The 22,136-nt window shown below is 58.5% G+C and carries 19 protein-coding genes; 6 read left to right on the forward strand and 13 right to left on the reverse strand.

The window, feature by feature from the left end; translation table 11 throughout:
- The 8 genes from ACOTXI_RS07985 to ACOTXI_RS08020 all read right to left on the reverse strand — a co-directional run bounded on the left by ACOTXI_RS07985 (window position 1) and on the right by ACOTXI_RS08020 (window position 11,709).
- The gene (locus ACOTXI_RS07985) at window positions 1–288 is read right to left on the reverse strand and encodes a VF530 family DNA-binding protein (protein WP_023292372.1); all 288 of its coding nucleotides are present in this window, start codon (window positions 286–288) and stop codon (window positions 1–3) included.
- Window positions 289–382: 94 nt separating this feature from the next.
- Window positions 383–2,557, reverse strand: a complete 2,175-nt coding sequence (locus tag ACOTXI_RS07990; protein ID WP_058654462.1) for a glycoside hydrolase family 2 protein — start codon at window positions 2,555–2,557, stop codon at window positions 383–385.
- Window positions 2,554–5,220 carry a hybrid sensor histidine kinase/response regulator gene (locus ACOTXI_RS07995; RefSeq protein WP_058654461.1) on the reverse strand — a complete coding sequence of 889 codons (2,667 nt, stop codon included), beginning with the start codon at window positions 5,218–5,220 and terminating at the stop codon, window positions 2,554–2,556. The genes ACOTXI_RS07990 and ACOTXI_RS07995 overlap by 4 nt, the downstream gene beginning before the upstream one ends.
- Window positions 5,221–5,230: 10 nt before the next feature.
- Window positions 5,231–5,656 carry a hypothetical protein gene (locus tag ACOTXI_RS08000; RefSeq protein WP_058654460.1) on the reverse strand — a complete coding sequence of 142 codons (426 nt, stop codon included), beginning with the start codon at window positions 5,654–5,656 and terminating at the stop codon, window positions 5,231–5,233.
- The gene (locus tag ACOTXI_RS08005) at window positions 5,653–7,047 is read right to left on the reverse strand and encodes a DUF3131 domain-containing protein (protein ID WP_039025523.1); all 1,395 of its coding nucleotides are present in this window, start codon (window positions 7,045–7,047) and stop codon (window positions 5,653–5,655) included. Before ACOTXI_RS08005 ends, ACOTXI_RS08000 begins: the two co-directional genes overlap by 4 nt.
- On the reverse strand, window positions 7,032–8,579 hold the full coding sequence (locus tag ACOTXI_RS08010) for a DUF3131 domain-containing protein (protein ID WP_103786762.1): 1,548 nt from the start codon (window positions 8,577–8,579) through the stop codon (window positions 7,032–7,034). Before ACOTXI_RS08010 ends, ACOTXI_RS08005 begins: the two co-directional genes overlap by 16 nt.
- The gene (locus tag ACOTXI_RS08015; protein ID WP_058654459.1) at window positions 8,576–9,895 is read right to left on the reverse strand and encodes a DUF3131 domain-containing protein; all 1,320 of its coding nucleotides are present in this window, start codon (window positions 9,893–9,895) and stop codon (window positions 8,576–8,578) included. Before ACOTXI_RS08015 ends, ACOTXI_RS08010 begins: the two co-directional genes overlap by 4 nt.
- Complete coding sequence (locus ACOTXI_RS08020; RefSeq protein ID WP_058654458.1) at window positions 9,892–11,709, reverse strand: glycosyltransferase family 2 protein; 1,818 nt, start codon at window positions 11,707–11,709, stop codon at window positions 9,892–9,894. Before ACOTXI_RS08020 ends, ACOTXI_RS08015 begins: the two co-directional genes overlap by 4 nt.
- 281 nt (window positions 11,710–11,990) lie before the next feature.
- Here ACOTXI_RS08020 and opgC point away from each other — a divergent pair, with 281 nt between their 5' ends.
- The 5 genes from opgC to ACOTXI_RS08045 are packed head-to-tail and all read left to right on the forward strand — an operon-like array spanning window position 11,991 to window position 16,097.
- A complete protein-coding gene (gene opgC / locus ACOTXI_RS08025) occupies window positions 11,991–13,208 on the forward strand; it encodes an OpgC domain-containing protein (RefSeq protein WP_087855450.1) in 1,218 nt (405 codons plus the stop codon).
- Between the two features lie 11 nt (window positions 13,209–13,219).
- The gene (locus tag ACOTXI_RS08030) at window positions 13,220–14,119 is read left to right on the forward strand and encodes a hypothetical protein (RefSeq protein WP_008501670.1); all 900 of its coding nucleotides are present in this window, start codon (window positions 13,220–13,222) and stop codon (window positions 14,117–14,119) included.
- Window positions 14,120–14,128: 9 nt separating this feature from the next.
- Window positions 14,129–15,343, forward strand: a complete 1,215-nt coding sequence (locus ACOTXI_RS08035) for a PP2C family protein-serine/threonine phosphatase (protein ID WP_058654456.1) — start codon at window positions 14,129–14,131, stop codon at window positions 15,341–15,343.
- Window positions 15,333–15,671: an STAS domain-containing protein gene (locus ACOTXI_RS08040; RefSeq protein WP_023292380.1), complete on the forward strand. Its 339-nt coding sequence runs from the start codon at window positions 15,333–15,335 to the stop codon at window positions 15,669–15,671. Before ACOTXI_RS08035 ends, ACOTXI_RS08040 begins: the two co-directional genes overlap by 11 nt.
- Complete coding sequence (locus tag ACOTXI_RS08045) at window positions 15,672–16,097, forward strand: ATP-binding protein (protein WP_058654455.1); 426 nt, start codon at window positions 15,672–15,674, stop codon at window positions 16,095–16,097.
- A 25-nt stretch (window positions 16,098–16,122) separates the two neighbouring features.
- On the opposite strand, the gene ACOTXI_RS08050 is transcribed toward ACOTXI_RS08045, so the two are convergent.
- Complete coding sequence (locus ACOTXI_RS08050; protein WP_103786763.1) at window positions 16,123–17,613, reverse strand: UbiD family decarboxylase; 1,491 nt, start codon at window positions 17,611–17,613, stop codon at window positions 16,123–16,125.
- 113 nt (window positions 17,614–17,726) lie between these two features.
- Between ACOTXI_RS08050 and ACOTXI_RS08055 the strand changes: the two genes are divergently transcribed.
- Window positions 17,727–18,611 carry a LysR substrate-binding domain-containing protein gene (locus ACOTXI_RS08055; protein ID WP_058654453.1) on the forward strand — a complete coding sequence of 295 codons (885 nt, stop codon included), beginning with the start codon at window positions 17,727–17,729 and terminating at the stop codon, window positions 18,609–18,611.
- On the opposite strand, the gene ACOTXI_RS08060 is transcribed toward ACOTXI_RS08055, so the two are convergent.
- The 4 genes from ACOTXI_RS08060 to ACOTXI_RS08075 form a co-directional block, all read right to left on the reverse strand.
- The gene (locus ACOTXI_RS08060; protein WP_058654452.1) at window positions 18,602–19,513 is read right to left on the reverse strand and encodes a LysR family transcriptional regulator; all 912 of its coding nucleotides are present in this window, start codon (window positions 19,511–19,513) and stop codon (window positions 18,602–18,604) included. The genes ACOTXI_RS08055 and ACOTXI_RS08060 overlap by 10 nt on opposite strands.
- A gap of 1 nt (window position 19,514) precedes the next feature.
- The gene (locus ACOTXI_RS08065; protein WP_058654451.1) at window positions 19,515–20,501 is read right to left on the reverse strand and encodes an MBL fold metallo-hydrolase; all 987 of its coding nucleotides are present in this window, start codon (window positions 20,499–20,501) and stop codon (window positions 19,515–19,517) included.
- A gap of 142 nt (window positions 20,502–20,643) precedes the next feature.
- The gene (locus tag ACOTXI_RS08070) at window positions 20,644–21,393 is read right to left on the reverse strand and encodes a 5'-nucleotidase, lipoprotein e(P4) family (protein WP_198921528.1); all 750 of its coding nucleotides are present in this window, start codon (window positions 21,391–21,393) and stop codon (window positions 20,644–20,646) included.
- 99 nt (window positions 21,394–21,492) lie between these two features.
- On the reverse strand, window positions 21,493–22,020 hold the full coding sequence (locus tag ACOTXI_RS08075) for a GNAT family N-acetyltransferase (protein WP_058654450.1): 528 nt from the start codon (window positions 22,018–22,020) through the stop codon (window positions 21,493–21,495).
- Window positions 22,021–22,136: the final 116 nt, after the last annotated feature.

Raw genomic sequence — 22,136 nt, forward strand, 5'->3', positions numbered from 1 at the left:
TTAGCTCTTGATAATCCTGCTGTTGGCCCAGGGATTAAAGGCGGGCGCCGCCTGCTCTGTATTTCCCTCATCGCTGAGAGAGTCCAGATACAGGGCTTCAACCTCCGCGCGCGCCCACGGGGTGCGGCGCAGAAATTTCAGGCTCGATTTAACGCTGGGGTCTTTTCTGAAACAGTTAATTTTGATGCGGTCACCCAACTCGCTCCAGCCATATTTCGCCACCAGGGCGTTGACCATCATCTCCAGCGTTACGCCATGCAAAGGATCTTTGGAAATATGTGCAGTCATAGGCGTCCGGATGTCTCGATTTTCAGGGGATTGGGGTAAACGCTGAAAGGGTACAAGAAAGCAGGGGAAGCGGCAATTTTCCTTTTCCCCTCGCTTACTTTATGACGGACTCCGTGCGCTGATTTTCGCCGACAATTTTTCCCGCGCTGTTTTCAATCGTAAACCGAATCGACACGTCGTCCTGGCTCACGGGCGTGGCCGTGACCGCTTTTACCATCGTTCCCGAGTCTGCTGCGATCGTCGTTGTCGTCGTGCCTTTTGCCAGCACCATATCGCGCTGGGTGATGCGCCAGCTCAGACGGCATTCGCGGCACGGTTTCCAGGTATCGTTGATGGCCCACAGACGCACGGTCGCCGCCGCCCCGGATTGCCACTGCGCCGTGACGGGTTCAATGGACGGCAAAACAGGCTGGTAGGCGCGTTTTAAGGCGTAGAACCCGGCTTTAGGCTTACGCAGGTAGTCCACCACGCCCCAGTTGATGGAGGGCCAGGTTTCCACAAACATGAAGTGGAACAGGGCCGTCACCGGCTGGTAGCGCTGTCGACGGTAGCTCTCTGCCGCCGTGGCCACCAGCTGCGACTGGTACGCCTGAGTATTGCGGATCATCGCCTGAATGTTGTCCCCACGCGAAATACCGGCAAACTTAAAGGTCTGGAAGGGCTGAAAATTATGGTATTTCCAGACGGTCCAGCCGGGATCGTCAGCGGCGGTCGTTTTGGGCCAGAGCGACGCCGCCGGGATGATGGTTTTTAGCGTCGATAAGCGGGGAAGCGCCTGCGCGCCGAACTCGGTGATGATCCCCGTTTTGGCCGGAGCAAGCAGGTCGCGTACGGTACCAAAGTACCAGCCCGCCCAGTAATGCTCCTCAACGGCGGAGAAGCGGTGCACGATGCGCGAGGTATCTTCGGCAAGCGTATCCGCCACCTTTTGCGTGAGCGCGCGATTCAGATCTTTATTCCAGTCCGGGAAGCGTTTTTCCATCCACGGCGAGTTCCACGGCGGTTCGTTATGCCCGCCCCAGACGATGATGGCGGGGGAATTACCGAACTGTTCGATCATCTCCCGCGTCTGTCGAACCGCATTTTCCGTGAAAGCCGCACTGTTGTTGTAGCCCCACTGCAGCGGAACATCCTGCCAGATCATCATGCCCATCTCATCGGCCACGTCATACAACGCACGTCCGGCAACGTGTCCGTGCACGCGTATGGCGTTGGCGTTCATGGCTTCCACCAGACGAAGATCGCGACGGTATTTTTCTCGCGTCATGGTGCTGAGCCAGGGGGATCCGATGTAATTACTGCCCTTAATGAAAAGGCGTTTGTCGTTAATGAGCCAGCCCTTATTGTCGGGCTGCTCGACGATCTTGCGCAGCCCTGTTCGGGTGACCGCCGTATCCATCAGGCCGTTTTCATCCCGCAATGCCACGCGAATGGTATACAGGTGCGGTTTCCCCGTGCCGACGGGCCACCACAGTTTTGCCTTCGGCATGGGCAGCGTCACCTGCACGGAATGGGCGCCGCTTTCGAGGGTAACCGGAAAGTCAGCCTGATAGCGCCTGCCGCTGAAGTTGGCGGGCGTGGCGGTGAGCCGCACGGTCGCCGGGCCCTGACCGAGCGCGCGATAGCGAATATCTGCTTTCAGCGCGGGGTGCATCAGACCCTGTGACCAGTCTGGTCGCAGGATGGTCTCATCAAGGGTAGCGCCCCGGCTAAGATGCAGCCTCACCGGTGCCCAGATGCCGCCCGAGTTGGCGTCCTGTCCTTGCGGCGACCAGGCCCCGCCGGGACGCGTGTCATGCTGGTTAAGTATCCCCTTCATGACCGTTTTATGCAGCGGCCAGACCTTAGTGGGATCTTCGTAAGGGCTGTCCACCCTGACCACCAGTCGGTTGTGACGTTGTAACGCTTGACCGGCATCCAGCGAAAAGCGCTGAAAATAGCCCTCATGCTGGCCCAGCGGCTGGCCGTTCAGGGTGACCTCGGCCAGGTAATCGACGCCGTCAAACACCAGGGTGCTCATTACGTCGGGCGGCTGCACGGGCAGGGAAAACGCGTGCTTGTACCACAGCGCGCCCTGATGATCGTACCCGGCGCTGTACCAGTTGGCGGGGACCTGAAGCGGGCGCCAGCCTGATGCGGCAGGATGTGCGCTGTCATTGGCATCCTGAACCTGCCATTCTCCGGCCAGAGACCAGCTGACCGGCGCAGCGTTCGCCACCGTATGGGTGGTCAACAGGGCAACGAGCAGCGCGCAGTTGCGAGTCATCATGCGTTTACCCCGCGCGCGTTGAGCCACGCCATCAGGCGCAGCGATTCCTTTTGAAGCTGCTGGTTTAGCGCCGCAAGCTGTTGCCCTTCCAGCGTGTGCGCCTCGCTCTCCAGCGCCTGCAGCTGACGGGCGAGTCGCCCGAAATCCAGCGTGACGGCTTCTCCTCGCAGCTTGTGGGCGGCGCGGCGCAGCGCTTCACGATCGTCGCTGTCGATAGCCAGGGTGATGGCCTTCATGGCCTCCTCCAGCCCTTCGCCAAACAGGGCCAGCAGCTCCTGGACCAGAGCAGGGTCGTCAGCGCACTGCTTCAGAAGGCGTGCTTCATCCGGGAAGGCGGAAGGGTCATCGTGGCGCGGGAGCACGCGAGCAATCTCCTCAGCGAGACGCTCCTGGCTGATGGGTTTGGCAATGTAGCCGTCGAAACCCATCTGAAGACAGCGCTCTTTATCCCCCTGCATGGCGTGTGCCGTCATGGCGACGGTGGGCTGCGCCGGTCCGGGCCGGGCGCGTTCTTCTTCACGCAGCAGGCGAATGGCGGTTTCACCGTCCATCTCTGGCATCTGAAGATCGATCAGCAAAACGTCCCACACGCCCGCGCGCCAGCGTTCCAGCAGCGCGACGCCATTATCGACGATCTGACAGGTGTGCCCGAGCCGCTCAAGCAGGCGCGCGGCGACCTTCTGGTTGACCAGATTATCTTCCGCAAGCAGGACCCTGAGCCCGGCCGTGTCCGGCGCGACGGTGGGCGCGGGCGCGCTTTCACTCACCGTCTTTGGTGCACGTTCAAACGCCGCGGCAATCGCCTGATGCAATTCATTCTGGGCGATAGGTTTATGCAGGTAGTTCTGGATACCGATCCGCTTCAGCATATTGATATCAAAATGTCGGCTCATGGAGCTCAGCATGATGATGTGGCTTTCAGCAACCTGCGGCAGCACCGAAAGTTCGAGAGCCAGCGACACGCCGTCCATATCCGGCATCTGCGCGTCCAGCAGGATCAGGGGCCATGCCGTTCCGGTTTTAACCCGGTTGATGGCCTCGCTGGCGTTATTAACGCAGGTGGGTTTCAGCCCCATCTGGCTAAGCATGGCGGCCAATAGCCGCAGGTTGGTCGCGTTATCATCAACCACCAGCACGGGTTCCCCGTTAAAGCGATGGCTATGCCGGCGTTCCTCCGGGCCGGGCGCCTGGGTCGCAAGCGGTAGCACGAAGGAAAATTCGCTGCCTTTCCCCGGCTCGCTGGAGACCGTTAATTCGCCGCCCATCGCCGCGACCAGTCGCGCTGAGATGGTTAGCCCGAGCCCCGTACCGCCATAGCGTCGGGTGGTTGAGTTATCCGCCTGGCTGAAGGCTTCAAAAATGGCTTTCTGCTTATCTGCCGGTATGCCAATGCCGCTGTCGCACACCCGGAAACGCCATCGATCCGCGCTATCCGCGGGCTCAACAATCAGGATAACTTCCCCCTGGTGGGTAAATTTCAGCGCGTTACCCAGCAGATTGGTCAGGATCTGGCGCAGCCGCGCGCCGTCGACCAGCAGCACGTCGGGAACGTCGGGCGCAATATCGACCAGCAGCTCAATGCCTTTTTCGCTCGCCCCCGGCATGTGGGGGCGAATAAGCGACTGAATGAAGGGGCGGACCGGGACGGGCTCCGCCTCCAGCTCCACTTTGCCGGCTTCGATTCGGGAAAAGTCGAGAATGTCGTTGATGATATGCAGCAGAGACTGGGCAGAACTCATCACCAGCGTCAGGTAATCGCGCTGATCGGCACTGAGAGACGTATCGAGGCACAGCTGGGTCATGCCAATAATGCCGTTCATGGGGGTGCGAATTTCATGGCTCATATTCGCCAGGAACGCGCTTTTTGCCTCATTGGCTTTTTGTGCCTCAATGGCCGAGGCGAACGCCTGAATTTCAGCCTCCTTGCGGCGCGTAATATCCTGCAGCGTGCCAATCACGCGCTCGGCGTTTCCCTCAATGGAGAGCGTGACCACCTGGCCGGAGAGCAGCATCCAGCGCAGACCTTCGGTAGGGTGATGCACGCGAATTTCACATTCAAAGACCGGACGATGATCCTGCTTCGACGCGTGCAGCGCCTTGCGCAGCGCAGCGCGATCGTTCTCGTGGACCTGATTGAGCAGAAAACGCACCGGATATCGCCACTGGGTGCGCGACTGGCCCAGCATGGCCAGCAGGGTATCGTTGACCTGGAGCGTGTCGCCAGACACCTGCCAGTCCCAGATCCCGATATGGATGGATTCTGCCGTCAGCAGAAAATCGTCATGCAGCTGATGACGCGCCCGCTGCGCTTCATCCAGCTCCGTGACATCGCTGTGCAGGCTGACAATGCCGCCGTCCGCAAGGCGCTGGTGCTGGACGAAGATCCGCCGCTGGCCTGCCTGCCGCACTTCGCAGTGTTTATCCTGCCGACAGTTGCGCACGATCGACTCGCGCAGCGTCTGGCGAAGGCCAGGGTCGACGTTGTAAACGGCGTCGATAAAGCGTTCCGCCAGCGACGCCAGCGTTGTGCCCACCTTCAGCCACGGGGTGATGACCGGATAAAAAAGGGCCACGTTGTGATTCCAGGCCTGCAGGCGTTCCTCGGCGTCATAAATCATGACGGCGGCCGGCAGCGCGTTAAGATCGTACGTGAATGCGCTCATCGTGATCCTCCTACGCGCGGTAGTGCAGTTCTGCCTGTCGGCGCAGGTATTCCAGCCCGGGCGCGATCGCCATGGCCCAGGCCGTCAGGATCTCATCGTCGCACTGCGGATCGCGCAGGCTCACAGTGTTCAACATCGCTTCGCGCCACAGGGCGAAAAAACGCGGGGGCAGGTGGAGACCGTCGTCACTTTGCTCCCGCGCCAGGCGCTCGAGAAAATCAGGCACGATTAACGCGCCGTCTACCGCAAGCATGGCGAAGAAACTCTTAAACAGAGTCTGCTGACCCTCGGTATCCGGCAGGCGAGAAAAATGCTGCTCCGTCTCGGGTGACATATGGACGAAGGCGTCATAGAACGTCTGAAAAAACGCCGTTTTATCATTATCCGGAAAGACGCGGTTCAGACTGGATTCAAACAGATCGCGGTAAAATTTCACGGCGTCCTCCTTACTGCGTTTTCGCCCGGTAGACAGTGCCCGACGGGCGTATAGTCATCTGCCACACGGCGCGTAAAGTAGCTCTCTTTTTTAGCCCGGCGGGCGTCAAACAGGGGGCCCGCGTTGTGTTTGAAGAACAGGGCTTCCAGCACCGTGGCATTGGTGGAAAGGGTGAGCGCAGCGTTAGTATCGCCCGTGGCTTCCTGGCGGCCTTCGTACCAGCCTTTTTGCGGATCGTTAAGATGCTTTGTCACTGCCATCAGCACGTCGGTGTACGGGGTGTCCCACAGGGCCCACAGGGCAAAGACCGCTTTGGTCGATACCTGCGCGAAACGGGTGTAGTCCCGGCCATCGTCGCCGACAGAGTTCCAGGCATAGCCATTTCCCCAGACCGTATCCTGGATATGCCAGGGCGCCTGCGGGAGCGAGAAATCTGCCCTGGCCGTCAGGATCTTATCGGTCTCCCAGCGGCTCTTCTGGCTCAGCCAGACGTTTTCGGCCTGCTTGCGCAGGTGCTTTTGCCGATCGGCCGCAACGCCTTCGGGCTCCCAGCCAAACTCCAGGCCCGGCAGCATATAGGGAAGGGTGGTAATCAGAGAGGGCTGCCACGTGGTGCGCGGATCCCGGGCATCGACGGCCAGACGCCGTTGGGCGATGATGACGTGGTGCGCCGGGGGCGTAAACGCTTTCTCCGGGGAAAACCCCCACAGCTGAAACGCCGTTGCGGCATATTCGCTCTCGCCCAGGCGCAGCTCCTCGCGCACCACCGGCTGGCCGTTTTGCAGGGAAGATGACCACAGTTCGCCTTCACGATCGATGACCGGACAGAAATTCCAGCGCAGGATGATTTTATCGAGGTATTCGCTGTACTGCGGTTCCCGCTCTGCGGTGAGGCGCAGGGCGAGCATCAGACGCGCCATATCGCGCGCGGACCAGCCATTTTTAACGGGCTTGCCGCTAAAGTCGATCGGCGTCGCCGTCTGGCTGGAATAGAGTCGCCCGGGCGTCCGGGCCTCGGTCAGCATCAGGCGGTTGAGGGTGCCCATCAGCCGCGTCAGGCGAGCGTCATACTCGGCCTCCTCAATCAGCCCCAGCTCTTTGGCCGCCAGCAGGGCGATAAGCGTATCGCCCATTTGCCAGAGCGTGACGCGGGGCTGTTTGTCGCTGCCGTTGACCAGCCCGGTTTGCGGCTGGGTATTATTGACGAAATAGCGCCAGGCGATCGCCGCCCACGTCTGCTCTTCCGGCGTCAGGGCGGCAATGCGCGCGCTGGAGTGCCAGCCGCCACTGATGAGCCAGCGCCAGCCTGCGCCCTGATGGGCAAACAGCGCAAAGACAATCGCGCCTGCAAGGAGTAATCCCGCAAGCCCTCTGGCTATGGTTTTAAGCATTGCGCAGTCACCGGAGGCAGTTTAACGGGCTCGTCCACGCTGCATGACGCGCACTGACAGGCCTGGCAGGCGGGTTTGGTGCGCTGCGTGACGCCGGTCCGGTCGCACCAGCTTTTTACGGCCGGGGTGCTGGCAAGGAACGGGCGGCTGCGCAGCGCGTTGTTCTCTTCAAACTGATCGAGCAGCTTTCGATCCCACAGCGACGGGGCAAAATCCTTGCTCTTCGGGTTGTCGGTGTTGAAGGCCAGCAGTTTTCCCTCTTTTTTGAACAACAGGGCCTCCAGCATGATGCCGTTATTGTTCGCGGTGAACTCTTTGATCGGGCCGTCGCCGTTTTCATACAGCCCTTCGTAGTAGCCTTTTCCCTCTTCGTTGGCATTCTCAATGGTGTTCAGCAGGCGGTCGGTATAGGGGGAGTTCCACAGCACCCACATGCCCAGCGCCGCCTTCAGCGAAATCGCGGCAGCGTTAGGGACGAACTGGCCTTTATCGGTAATGGTGTTCCAGTTGTACCCGTCGCTGAAGACGGTGTCATAGACGAAGTAAGGGGCCTTATCGAGCTGGTGCTCGGAGCGCGCGGTCAGGACGCCGGTAATGGTATAGCGGTTCTCCTGAGCCTGATAAACGCGGTCGGCAAAGTTTTTCATCCACGTCAGGGAGTAGTCGCGCGGGGCGTTATCCCGGTCAGTCGGTTTATCAAAGCCGAACTCCAGCCCGTAGAGCAGGTAGGATTCCGTCACCACGTAGTTATGCTGCGACGTGTTGCGCGGGTCGCGTGTATCGTACGGGACCAGCACGCAGTAGATCTCGGCCAGCTCGTAAGGCTGCGGACGGCTGGCTTTGCAGGTATTGAACCCCCACAGCTGGAAACCGGCCGCGCCGTACTCTTCATAGCCCAGTCGACCTTCCTGAACGTACTTCGGCTGGCCGTTCTCCAGATAGGCCCCGTACAGCGTGCCGCAGGGGTCGATCGCGTGGCTGAAATCCCAGCCGAGCACCACGTTATCAATGCTGTTGCCGTATTCCGGGTAACGCTCCTTGATGATTTTCAGCCAGACCAGCATTCGCCCGATATCCAGCGCCGAGAAGCCAATTTCGCCGGGCTTGTTGGTGTAGTCCACCTTCTGGCCGCTGATGGTGTTATAGGCCTTGTTGGGCAGCTCGTTGCGGAACAGCACCAGGGTGTTTAACGTGGCGAGAAACTTCAGCATCCGGCGGTCAAATTCCGCTTTATCAATGATCCCCAGCTCGCGCGCCGCCGTCAGGGCGGCCAGATAGGAGGCGCTGTCCCACATGGTGGTGGAGGGATATTTGTTGACCGCATTCACCAGGCCCGTCGTGGGCTGATAGTTGGTGACGAAATACTGCCAGGCGTTTTTGGCGATGGTCATCTCTCGGGCCGTCAGCTCGCCGCTGCGCGGGGAGTAACCTGATGCAGGCAGCTTCGTGTCCGCACGCACGGTCGATAGCGCCAGCCAGCAGATCGTTATTCCCGTGAGCAGGTGGAAAAGGATCGGGGATCGTGGCTTCATGGCGTTGCTCCTGCTGAGGGGGATGTGTAGAGGCAGGCCAGACAGAGCATCTGGCCATGCGCGATGTAAGACAGACTTTCCAGCACAATGGCATTGGTATCGGCGTCCACGACGGCATTGACGCTGTTATTGAGATTTAACCCACGCTGCCAGCCTTTACCCGGCACCTGAAGCGGCAGAACCTGCTGGCGCAGCGCTTCGCTCCAGCTGTTGCGGAACAGGGCATACCAGGCAAACGCGGTGCGGGTGGAGGTCATCGCCACTTTCTCCGGCACCTCGTCGCGCAGGTTACGCGCCTGTACCGGCTGCCTGTCCGGCAGATCGTTAACGTAATCCGGCGCGGGTTCGGCATAATCCGTGCTGACGGGGGGTTTTGGCGCGCGCAGGCCGTGGCGCCGCTGCTGGATCTGCATAATCCGCCACGCAATTTCAGCGCTCTGCGCATCAAAGCCCAGCTCAAGACCGGTTAACAGATAGGGGAGACTGATCAGCGAGGTTTGCTTGCCCCAGGGCGTGCGAAGCCCTTCATCGGGCACCATTACGCCATCCAGATCGATCATCTTTTGCCCTTCAGGCGGGTTGGTCACCGCGAGTCCTGCCGCGCTGTCAATCAGGCGCAGCGTATGGCTGGCATAGAGACGGTAGCCAAAAGTGTCCCGCAGTTCATCGTCGGCCAGCGTCCAGTGGTGGAGCGGCACCGCAGCCTGGCTTTGGGTGTTATTTTCAATCAGCGCCGCGGTGCGCCACACGCTCAACAAATCGCGGATGGCCGCCGCGTGCTGGGGATAGCGCCACAGCAGGGTCTGTAATGCCGTCAGCAGCCGGCTCAGACCGATTGCGGAGCCGTCAGGTTTGCCCAGGATCTTGAGCGTGTCCGCATGGTAATAGGCGGCGGGGAGACCTTTGTCATTGAGCGGCAGTTGCCCCAGCGTGAACACGGCGGTGCTGACCCTCTCGTCAAACTCATCGGCGGAAATGATATTGAGCTGCTCTGCGGCAGCGGTCGCAAAGAGGTAGCTTCCCACGCTCCAGAGGCTCAGCCAGGGTTCACCGTCGCTGGCGTTCGCCAGCCCGTTTGGCTGGGTATTATTCACGTAGTATTGCCAGGCGACCCGCGCCCAGATGGCTTCGTCATAGGTCAGCGCCCGTTTTGTGGGCAGCGGCGGGAAGTCTTTACTGAGCGCGATGCCGCCGCTGCTTTCCACGCGCGTGGGCATCTGTTTCTCCACCCAGACCACAATGGCAAAGCCGATCAGGAAGCCGAGCAAAATGGTGAGGTAGCTGCGCGCGGGCAGCAGGGCATCACGTATCCTCATTGGGTGACCTCGTCCTCTTCAGCGGGCGTCCACATGGCCGCGAAAATCAGCGGCAGCATGGCGGCGATGTTCACTCCTCCCCAGAAAATATTGATGACGTAGCCGGAGGGGTCATCCACCTGCCCACGCGCCACCTGAATACCGCCCCAGATAAGCCCTGCGAGGGTCAGCACCACGATGGCAATCTGCGGCTTCACCAGGTAGAGAAAACGGCCCGTCTGCCGCTCTTTTGGCGTGACGTGAAATTTGATCTGCTCGCCCCGCAGCACCGTATTGAGCGCGCGCAGGTTCATGGAAAAGAAGGAAAGGTATGAGGCCCTGCCGTCCCAGGCCGAGATCCCCCAGGTGCCGAACATAAACGCCAGTTCAGAGAAGATAAAAAAAGGGAGAAAGTGGAGATAGAACGGCGTCGACCAGGCGGACACCGGCGGAATGCCGGTGAACAGATAGATAATGGGCGAAATCAAAAACACCGTGTTCCACACGCAGGCCATGTATGACCAGAAGGTGGTGGCATACATCAGCGTCTGGGGGAGTGAAAGCCTGAAGCGGCGACGGCTGAAGATGTTGTCATGAAACAAAATATCCAGCGAACCGGCGGCGTACTTAAAGCGCTGGATCATCCAGGTGAGCATATCCTGCGGAGAGAGCATCTTCGACTCAACCCGCGGATGCATAACCGAGCGCCAGCGCCGTGCGGCGTCACCGTGCAGCAGCACCGAGGTGTAAATATCTTCCGAGACGTGGAATTTGTAGGGGGTAAGCTCGGTGTCAAACGCCACGTGCGGACGCATTGCATTCTGCAGCGCGTCCCGGGTCTCCTCATCGCGAATGTCGCGCGTATGACGATGGATCTCCTCTTCGACGGACCAGACATAGCTTCTTAGCGCGGCCTGCATGACCGCCTCGCGACGGTGAATGGACGCTGCGCCGCAGCAGAAAGCCGCGTTCGCCCAGTTGCGCCGCCGCAGGATCACGTCATAGAACATGCGCGGATCGTTAAAAAACGGGTCGCGGCCTACGGTGATCGGGCCAACACACTTTTGAATCAGCCAGCCCAGACCGTAGCCCACTTTTCCGGCTTTTCGCTGGCCCCAGCGCGACAGGTTTTCTCCTTCCGGAAGATCGAAGAACCACTGCGGCGTCTGTACCCAGGCCACGTCCGGATCGCGAAAATAGCCCAGCGTATGGCAGAGGAGGGTGGGAAATACCCGGGTGTCGGCGTCGCAGATAACAATGAAATCGCCGTCGGTTTGCTCAAGGCCGTTGCGCAGGTTGCCGGCCTTAAAGCCGATGTTGGTCTGGCGAGTGATATAGTTAACGCCTTCCTCTTCGCAAACGGCTTTCATCTCCGGGCGGCGGCCGTCATCAAGCACGTGGATGCGGTAGTCAATCGGGAACGGGTACGTCATCTTCAGGGCATCGCGAATGGACAGCCTGACCAGCTCGGTGTCTTCCGAGTAGGTGGCAATGAACAGATCCACCTTGACGGGACGGGGCTCTACGGCCTCCTCAGGCGACAGGCATTCGTTAATTTCGCCGGGCGGCGGACTCTGAGGAGGATCCTGTTCTTTCCACAAATTGATGGTAAACAGCACGGTGCCAATCCACGCCAGGGTTTCGGCGAGGGCCAGCGGAATGGCATACCATAATGCGTCAGTATTCAGGGAGGCGGTCCAGCGCCAGTAAATATAATTGGCACCCAGAATAAGCGCCGCGACCGCTAACACCTGCCAGGTGAACATGACCCAGCGCGGTGTTGTTAACGGTTCCGGAGGACGACGATGTTCAAAACGGGAAAAATAAAAATCCATAGTTCCGGCGTTCCTGATTCCGTGAAAATGCAGACCCATTCTGCTGCGCAGACAGTTGCCCAAAAGCGAAAGAAAATAGCGATTAAACAAGATTTAAGATAAGTGTAGAACGCCGAATAAAAGTGTCCAGCCACGTTTTTATTAATATTTAGCGGTGGTTAATTCAGCTTGAATTCTGCTTAATGATGTTTCATCGGCCGTCGATAAATTGCGGTTACTATTCCTTTAGGCTATCTACTTTATTTAGACCTTAATTTTCGTTTTCAGGCAAAGGACACCCTATGAGCCATGTTGCGCCGTCGGTAGCGCAAGAAGATGACGCTAAATCAACAGCATGGCGGTATGCCGTTGCAGGTGCCAGGGACCTGAGAATCGACTTTATGCGCGGCATTGCCCTCGTCATGATGGTCGTGGCGCATACGGAGGTGATGTCGGTATTTAATATATTCTCCTGGGAGCGTTTTGGGTTAACAACCGGTGCAGAAGGTTTTGTTATTCTCTCGGGGTTTATGCTTGGCATGCTGAACCGCGCGCGTCTGCAAAAAGTGGTTTTGCTCACGGTTTCCTGGGGGCTTTATCTCAGGGCATGGAAAATATATCGTGTAAATATCATTATCATAGTGTCGTTTATTCTTCTGGCCTATATCCCATATATTAACGTTTTCGAGGTCACCCATTTTACCGACCGTTTTTCGGGTGAAAGCTGGTCGCTTTATCCGGTTACGCCGCAAATAAAAGAGACCTGGTTCAACATTATCCTCTATTTGCAGATTGGTCCTCATCAGACGCAAATTCTGGGGCTGTATATCTTTTTACTGCTACTCAGCCCGCTATTTTTGGGGATGCTGCAGAAAGGAAAAGTCTGGTGGCTGCTGGGGCTGTCGCTGCTGGTGTACAGCCTGTGGCAGCGCTGGCCGCTTCGGCTGACGCCGTCGGAATTCGAATTTGCCTTCCCGCTGCTCGCCTGGCAGTTCATCTTTGTGCTGGGCATGACCAGCGGCTGGTATAAAGCCGAACTGCTCTCTTTCGCCCGGACGCCTCCGGGGAAAGGGGTGGTAGTGGCGCTGGTCATGGTGTCGCTGATGCTGGGATTTGTCGCTCAGAACCATACCAACCCGTTTATGCCGCCCGCGCTGCTGATGCACGTCATCCCGCCTGACAGCTTCAATTCGTTTTATCACACCTGGGCGGCGAAGAACGGGCTGGGCCCGGTGAGGGTGTTAAACGATATTGCCCTGATGGTCACCGTCTACCTGGTGCTGACGTATTGCTGGACGCCGCTCAATCGCCTGCTGGGATGGTTCCTGATCCCGCTCGGCCAGCACTCGCTTTATACCTTTATTTTGCATGTGTACGTGGTGCTGCTGGTGAGCCAGTTCATCACCTTCGACTTATGGCGTCATGCCTGGATAGAGAACACGTTAGTGCATGCGGCGGCACTGGGTATTTTGTGGCTGATGGCAAAATACGACGTCGGCGCACGCTGGATACCTAACTAAGGATGGCGGTTATGCGCGAAAAATGGCTTCTGGCGGGCGTGCTGCTCGCCGCGATCCCCGCCGCAGAGGCGGCGAAAAGCAGTGAAAATGAATCCCTGCGCGACAAGAACGGTGAACCTGTTCAGGCTGGCGTCTTTACCAGCCGCTGGGGGCGCCTGTTCTCGGGTAACGACAAGAAATTCTCAGGTGCGCTGAGCTTTAGCTCGGGACTGAAAGAGCAGTGGATGAGCATTCCTAACAGTTCAGACACCGCCACGGAAAAGAAAAAGATTAACCAGACGCTGAATCTCAGCCTTCAGTATTCCCCCTACAGCTTCTGGTTTGCCAACATTACGTCCCGACTGCCGGTCAGAGACACCAGCCGCTACACCGCCGATTTTCGCTACAGCTTCGGCTACGATGACTGGCACGCCAACACCGTCAGTCTGGTTTACAGCAACTACGGCGATAACCATTTCTGGACATCGGGCAGCCGACGACACACCTATTTCGAACAGGGCGCCTTCACGCTGGCCTACAAGTTTTCGCTACCGAAACCGGTCGAAAACACGCTCCTGATTAATAAAGGGGATTCCATCATTTGCCAGGTCGGGTACAGCTGGGTGCCGCGCTACTACGACCTCAGCAGCGATGACATCCGCAAAAATAAAAACGTCATGCTCGGCGGCTGCGGCTACACCTTCAAACAACATTTCTTCGTTCGCGCGACGGCATTCTGGTTCCCGGACAGCAGCCAGCAGCAGCCCTGGAACGGCGATTACAGCTACAGCTTCGGTTATGCCGGCTATACGCCGGGTTCGTTCTCCATCCAGTACGCGAACTATGCGGGAACGCGCTATCCGGGGCACGGCAACGGGAATGCAAAATTCAGGGAAGGGACCGTGAGCCTCATCTGGTTCTTACCGCTTTAGGAGGGATGTATGTCGGCGCTGCACGTGTTAATCGTAGAAGATTCGCTGATTTATCGTCGGTTACTGTCCCGAATGCTCACCCAGTGGGGGTATATCGTGAGCGAGGCGGAAAATGGCGTCGCCGCGCTGGAAATACTGTCCAGCCAGCCGATCAGCATGGTGATAAGCGACTGGGACATGCCGGAAATGGACGGACTCACGCTCTGTCAGACCATCCGCAACCGTCAGTTTGGCCACTACGTCTATGTCATTCTGCTCACGGCACGCGAAAATGCCGGGGATTTAACGCAGGGCTTTGATGCCGGAGCCGATGATTTTTTAAGCAAGCCGGTCGAGCAGGATGAACTGCGGGCACGTCTGCACGCCGGGGTCCGTATTTTAACGCTGGAAGCGACCCTCGCGGCGCACAACAAGCGCCTGAGTGAAGCGTTGCATCAGATTGAACAGGATCTTGAACTCGCGGCGCGCGTTCAGCACTCCGTGCTGCCTTCGCACCGCTTACGCTTTGGGAACTACTTTTCCGACTGGCTTTTCATGCCGTCTGCGTGGGTCTCAGGCGATGTGTTCAATATTTTTCCACTCGATTCTCACATTGGGTTCTATTGCGTGGATGTGTCCGGTCACGGCGTGGGGGCCGCGATGATGTCCCTCGCGGTGGCGCGTCAGTTCTTACATGGCCGGGTGGTAGACCGTTTTTTGTTTACCGATCAGGGCGGCATTCAGTCGCCTGCGGAGGTGATCAGGATCCTGAACAGCCGCTTTTGCAGTGAAGAGAGCGACATTACCAGCTATTTCACCATTATCTACGGGGTGATCGACCCCGAGAGCGGACGAGGGGTGTTGTGTCAGGCCGGGCATCTCACTCCCGTCATTGTCAACGCAGACAGCGCCGTCACGTCCGTGGGCAACGGCGGCCCGCCGGTCGGGCTGATGCCTGACCTCAGCTGGGAGGACGTCGCGTTTACCCTCAATCCGGGGGATCGTTTATGCTTATTCAGTGACGGTATTACGGAGTGTGAGAACGTCAGCGGCGAGCAGTTTGGCCCGCAGCGTCTCGAACGCTGGCTTCATGACCATGCCCGACTTCCGGTTGACCAGCTCCTGGCGCGGTTCGGTGACCACCTGACCGGCTGGCGCAACGCAAATCGTGATGAACCGACCGCCTTAACCGATGACGTTTCACTGCTCGTGATCGAGCGTCAGGGAGAACAGAATGATTATTAACACTGAACGACTACCGCATGCCAACATTCTCACGCCCGCAGTCCGGCGGCTGGATGCCTCCGTTGCCGCGACGTTTAAAGCGTCCGTGACGGAAGAAATTGGCGACGATCGCAAGGCTTTGATTGTCGACTTCAGCAAAGTGGATTTTATCGACAGCAGCGGGCTGGGAATGCTGGTGTCGTTGTTTAAGCTGATGAACGGGAAAGGCGACATGGCGCTGTGCTCCCTGAACCCTGGGATAATGAATATGTTCACCCTGACCCGCATGGATCGCATATTCCGTATCTATCCGGACAAAAGCAGCGCGCTTGCGCAGCTGGGGCAGTAGATGCAGACGCCGGTGCAGGCAGAATTTCCGGCGGTGCTCGGTTCCCTGACGCCGCTGGCCGGCTGGCTGGAAGCGCGGCTGAGCGCGCTTCCCGTAGATGATGAGTGGCGTTTCGCGCTCGATCTCGCCGTCTGTGAGGTGGCGACGAATATCATCCGGCACGCGCTGCATGAGGATGCCTCGCGCACATTCAGCGTACGCTTCGATATCCGCGACAGCGACGTCTGCATTGTTTTTACCGACGCGGGTGACGCGTTCCCGCTGGCGCGGCTTGAGGCCGCCAGGCGAGACCGTTTTTGTGAAATCTCGCCGCTGCTGGAGAGCGGCAGGGGGCTGATGCTCATTTTGCTGAGCGTCGATCGTTTCACTGTGGAACGCGTGACGGGTGAAAACATCGCCACGCTTGAAAAGAAAATCAGCGTATGACCCGCGGGCCATACGCGTGGTGTTTTTATTTCGCGTTGCCAGCAAACAGCTCCGGCGCCCACGGACGCGGATCCACCTCCATAAACGGCGCGCGCTCGAAACGATCCTTCAGCGCCCACGGCACCGTGCAGTCGAAGATCGTCTTGCAGGAAATGCCGTTGCCGCGAATCGAGGTGCTGTAATCCGGCGACTGGGACGGATCCAGCTGGTGGCCGCGGATCCCAGGAATATTGGTGATGCTGACATCGCCCTGCATGCGGGTGGTCATCGCCCACAGGATGTCGTCGCTGTCGAAAATATCCACGTCTTCGTCGACCAGAATAATGTTCTTCAGCTCCGAATAGGTGGCTAAGGCGATGAGTGCCGCCTGGCCCTGACGTCCTTCGTCTGACGGCTGGCGTTTTTTCACCTGCAATATCCCGAGGAACTTGCCGCCGCCCGCGCTATGGGCATAGACGTTTTGCAGGAAGCCCGGAATAGCCTCCTCTACGGCATTGCGGATGCTGGCCTCGGTCGGCAGTCCGGCCAGCGTGGTATGTTCTTCCCCTGGTCCCACCAGCGTCTGCAGGATCGCGTGGTTTCGCATGGTCACGGCTTTCACTTTGATCACAGGCAGGGAGGGGTTCGCCTCGCCGCAGTAGCCCGGGAACTCCGGCATCGCGTGGCCGGTATTGGTGTGCTGATCCTCTCTCACGCGCACGCCCGGCAGCAGTTCACCTTCGATGATGATCTCCGCCCGCGCGATGGCTTTCTCTTTGACCGCCACGCCCTGTACCAGCTCAACCGGCTGCTGGCGCAGCGCCCCGGCGACGCCCAGCTCGTTGTAGCCAAACGGCGTGGTAGGGGCCTCAAAGCACGCGCCGATGTAGATGGCGGGGTCGAGACCCATGTTGATCGTCACCGGCAGCGGTTTTCCTGCCTCCTCCGCTTTTTTGCGGAAGACTTCGATATGGCGCCCGGCGGCAAGGAACATGGAAAGCTCGTCGCGCTCCTGAACGCAGAGGCGGTGGATGGTGACATCCGTCAGCGAGCTGTCTTCCGGATCGCTTGCCAGCACCAGCCCCAGACAGAAGAACGGACCCGCATCAATCGGCGTGTTGGTCGGGGCCGGAAGCAACTTGCGAAGGTCGAAGTCAGGATCGTCAGCGTAGAAGACCTGCTCCTGGCAGGGGGCCTGCGAGGCCGGAACGACAACCGGCGCAACCGGCTTTTTCACCGCCTGGCCGACGTGCTTTGCCAGTTCCGAAGGCTCACAGCCCAACAGCAGCGCCGCGCGCTCGCGGCTGGCGTGCATGCCCACCAGGATGCGGGAGTGCGGATAGCCCTTCACGCTGTTGAACATCATCGCCGGGCCCGTGCGGGTCGGACGTTTGACCGTGCCGCCTGCGCCAATATGGCGGTAGACGCCCGCCAGCTCCGCATTGGGATCGACCGGACGATCGGTTTCAATGTACTGCCCTTCGTGGCGCTGCAGTAAGGCGATGGCGCTGCGGAGATCGTTAATCTGGTTTTCCATACTTTCCTCCCTCGGTTGAATACCTCCATTTTTATGGCAATGACCAATAGCATCAACTGCATCATTACTGTTAAATTGATAAGTAAATTCATATCAATTCAGGAGGTCGTCTCGTGCAGTTTCGCCAGATGCGCCACTTCATCGTCGTGGCCGAAGAGCTCCATATGCACCGGGCCGCCGAGCGTCTGAACATGGCGCAGCCGGCGCTGAGCCAGCAGATAAAGGCCCTGGAAGGACGCTTAGGCGTCACGCTTTTCAGCCGGGCGAACCGCCGCTTGACCCTGACGCCCGCGGGCGAAGCATTTCTCGTGAAAGCCCGGCTTGCCATCTCGCTGACCGAACAGGCGGTGCTGGACGCCAGACAAACGGCACGGGGCGAGCAGGGTGTGTTAAACCTCGGGTGCGTGTCGAGCGCGATGTTTGACGGCAGGCTGCCCGCCGCGCTGCGCCAGATGCACAGCCGCTGGCCCGACATTACCATGTCGCTGATGACGGGAAACGTGCAGACGCTCTACGCCGCCGTGCAGAGCAACCAGCTGGATGTGGCCATCATCCGCGCGCCGCTGCCGTCGCTGCCGGACGATCTGCAAAGCCGCCCGTTCGCCTCGGAGAAAACGGTGCTGGCGCTGTATCGTCAGCATCCGCTGGCCGGGTCCGCCGCGTTGACGCTTTCGTCGGTGAAAGACGAAAAATGGATCTCCCTGCGCGATCCGGAGGGAATGGGGCTGGAGCAGTACTTCTATGACGCCTGCAGCGGGGCGGGCTTTCAGCCGGACGTGGTGCAAAACGCGACCGACGTGCCCACGGTCATCAGCCTGGTTTCGGCAGGGTTTGGTCTGGCGCTGCTGCCCGCGTCGGCAAAGGCGGTGAGCGTCGAGAATGTCGTCTACGTGGACATCCTTGACCGGCTGCGGGAGAGCGAACTCACCCTGGTTTGCCACCGGATTATTCGCTCAGAGGTGCTTAAAAAGTTTCTGGTTACGCTCGATCACACCTGACGTCCTGCTGCCCGCAGGAGCTGCTCGCGCAGCCAGGCGTTCGCCGGATCCTGGCTGTTTTTCGGGTGCCAGTACATGTTGATGGTAATGGGCTGGAGCGGCAGCGGTGGTGCAAAGAGATCCAACGTGCTGGCGAACTGCTTCAGCATCCGTTCCGGCAGGGTACACACCAGGTCGGTAGCGGCAACCAGCGCAGGCGCCATAGCGTAGCTCTGGGTGGACATGGCAACGTGTCGCTGATAGCCCAGCCCGGCGAGGGTTTGGTCGACAAATCCGGTAAACGGATCGCCCGCCGACGACACCACCAGATGGGAAAGCGCGCAGTAGATCTCCAGATCTAACGCACCCGTTCCGCGCGGATGGCCTTTTCGCTGGGCGGTGGCAAACGCGTCGTCGAGGAGTTTGCGCCTTACCCACCCGTCATGGGCGCCCGCGCTCACGCCGATGTAGAGATCCACATCGCCGTTCTCCAGCTGCTGCGGCAGTTCGGCCATCTCGGGCAGGGCGAAGCGCAGGCGAATACCGGGAGCATCGGCACCCACCTGGTTAAGCAGCGCGGTGCCGAGCATCAGCGCCGGGTTTTCATGCAGCGCGATGACAAATGTCCGGCTGCTGGTTTGCGCATCAAACGCGGTGGGCGCAAACATCGCGCTGATGCCGCGCAGCACGCTTGCCACCTGCGGCCTGAGCGCTTCCGCGCGCGGCGTGGGTAACACCCCGCGTCCATGCGGGGAGGGAATGAACAGCGGTTCGCCAAACAGCGTGCGCAGACGCGCGAGACGGGCAGACAGCGCGGGCTGGCTGATGCCCAGCCGCGCGGCCGCATGGGTGATGTTCCTGTCCTGAAGCAGGGCGTCCAGCGTCAGGAGCAGGTCTATGTCCATGTCAGATATCCGCGTCATCTTATTTCGCTCTGCTGGCGTCCCGGTTGGTATAGGTCACAGGGACCCAGGCATAGCCGCCTTTCTCGCCTTTCGTCACATAGCCGATGCCCGGGAAAGGCAGATGGGGCGCGGCAATGAGGTCCTTATTTTTCACAAAGTCAGCGAACGCATGCTCGCGTACGCTTGCCGCTTTGTTCTCATCTTCATCGTAGGTGATGGTCACCGCAGGCTGCGGGAACTGGACCGCCGCGGCGTGAATGATGTCGCCGACAAAGGTGATCTTCTCGCCTTTGCTTGTCAGGGTGTAGAAGGCTGAACCCGGCGTGTGTCCGGGATGAACCGTGCCGGTAAGCCCCGGAAGAATCTCCGATGTGCCGCTAAACGGCACCACTTTACCCGCGTCAAGATAGGGTTTTAAGGTCTTCTGCGCGACGTCGAAGTAGTTCTTGCCGTAGCCGGTTTTCTTCTGATTGTCGTCGTTAAAGAAAAAGTCGATGTCCGGTTTGCCAACGAAAACGCGCGCGTTGCTGAACACTACCTTGCCGTCTTTCACCAGGCCGCCCGCATGATCGGAGTGGGCGTGGGTCAGCAGGACTTCAGTGATGTCCTCGGGTTTTATACCCTGCGTAGCGAGGCTCTCAACCAGACGTCCGCCGGTATCAGGACCAAAGAGCTGGCCCGAGCCGGTATCCACCAGAATTTTATGTCCGGGTATCGCAATCAGAAACGCGTTGATGGAGACCTCAGCCGGGTTGGTCTGAAAATTTTTTGCGAGCAGCGCATCAATGTTTTGCGGCGTTGTCCGGCGCAGCAGCTTGTGCAGATCCTGCGCGACGGTCCCGTCGGTAAACGAGGTGACAAGCACGTCGCCGACCTGCACGCTGTAACCGCCCGCCGGTTGTTTAACGACGTGCTGCGGCGTTTCTGCGGAGGCCTGGAGCGCAGGGTAGAAAAGCAGTGAGCTGGAAATCAGCGTGGAAAGAGCAAGTTTTTTCACGGTAAGCATACGAGTCTCCTTTGAAAGTGCTCATCTTACTGCTCCGTAAAATTATAAGAACCTGCCCAGAAATGATAGGACCTATAAACGGGATGGATAGGAAACCGAAGGGCCGGGAAGGCGCGCGATAGCTTTCCCGGCCCGTAAGACATTATTTTTTCAGCGGTGCGTTCCAGCTGTCCGGCGTGGCTTTGGACCATGAACCATAAGCGGCATTAGGCAGCACAATCCAGTCGTTGCCGAAGTGTTCCGCGCTGGCCTCAACCAGTTCACGCTGCTGCTCACTCGGCTTTTTGTTTTTAAACTGCACGGCGAAATCCGGCAGGCTGTCGCCGAACAGCATCACGATCTGCTGCTTTTTGAGGATGCTCTGACGGCGCTCTTCCTTGCTGACCGTATCCAGCAGCACGCTTTCGTCAGATACCTGCGGCAGGCCGAGAGCGTTTAACGTCTTCAGCGTGTCGGCTTTGTTTTCCTGCATACGATCCGAGACATAGTAGATGCGGACCTTGCTTTGATTCACGTGGTCAAGAAACGCTTTCGCCCCCGGAATTAAGCCGGGTTTTCCCTGTTTCTCCCAGTCGCTCCAGGTGTCCCATTTCGTATAGTCGTGACACTGCTCCATGTCGCGCACCAGCAGAGGGGTGTTATCCAGTACCGTTTCATCCAGGTCCATTACCACGGCGTAATTTTCGGGCGTTTTCAGATCCTTTAACTTTTCGTTGAAACGCTCGGTGGCAAACCGATAGGTTTGCAGCTGAAGGGCCATAATCTCTGCCGATTTCTGCTGATAGCGCAGCGCCATTTCGTACGCTTTCGGTTCACACAGGTCGTGCTCCGCGGCCGTCGCCGCTGCCGCTGCACTCAAAACCGGTAATGCCAGCAGTAATGCCTTAGCCATTGAATTCACACTTCTTTCCTCAACACCGTGGTTAAAATCCCGAAAGCGTAATGAAATTCAGTGACAGAAATATGACCGTGATGTGGCAATGTGTTTCCGCTAGACCAGCATGTAATACCAGAACAGAGCGACCTCGTCTTTTTCCGGTAGGGCGTTGTAGAGATAACGATCGTATCCGCCCAGGGTAAATCCGTAGTGACGGTAAAACAGGCAGGCAGAGACGTTCACATTTTGTGTTTCAAGCCGTAATCCCGGCGCGTTTACGCTGCGGGCCCACACGTGCGCGGCGGCCATTAATTTATGCGCAGCGCCGGTTCTGCGTTTGGAGCGCTCAACGGCAATATAATCCACTGAAATAAATTTATTCCAGCCGACTGACGCGGTAATAAATCCGGCTATTTCACCGTCGTCCGTTTCCGCGACAAGAAATATGGCGTCCGGATTAACGCAGTGATTTTCAAGCGTTTGAATGTCGAGTTCGTAGGTTTTTATCCACGGCTCTGCCACGGCTTTAATATGCAAATCACAGTGGATAAACGGCTCCCGGGCAATGTGGCTAATGGTGAAAGAAAAGTCACAGCATTCAAGGCGTGCGAAGTCGGTATTGAGTCCTTTTCGAATCTGCATAGTATTCCCGTTAGTGAGTTATTTCATAAAGAATAGACGAAGCGGTTAAATCCGCTGAGCTCACGCACTTTTAATCCTGAACTAAGCTTGTACTTCGTTCCGCGTAAAATGTGGGT

The sequence above is a fragment of the Enterobacter cloacae complex sp. BZL2005 genome, from assembly GCF_049238885.1.
In the GTDB taxonomy this organism is placed as follows: domain Bacteria; phylum Pseudomonadota; class Gammaproteobacteria; order Enterobacterales; family Enterobacteriaceae; genus Enterobacter; species Enterobacter roggenkampii.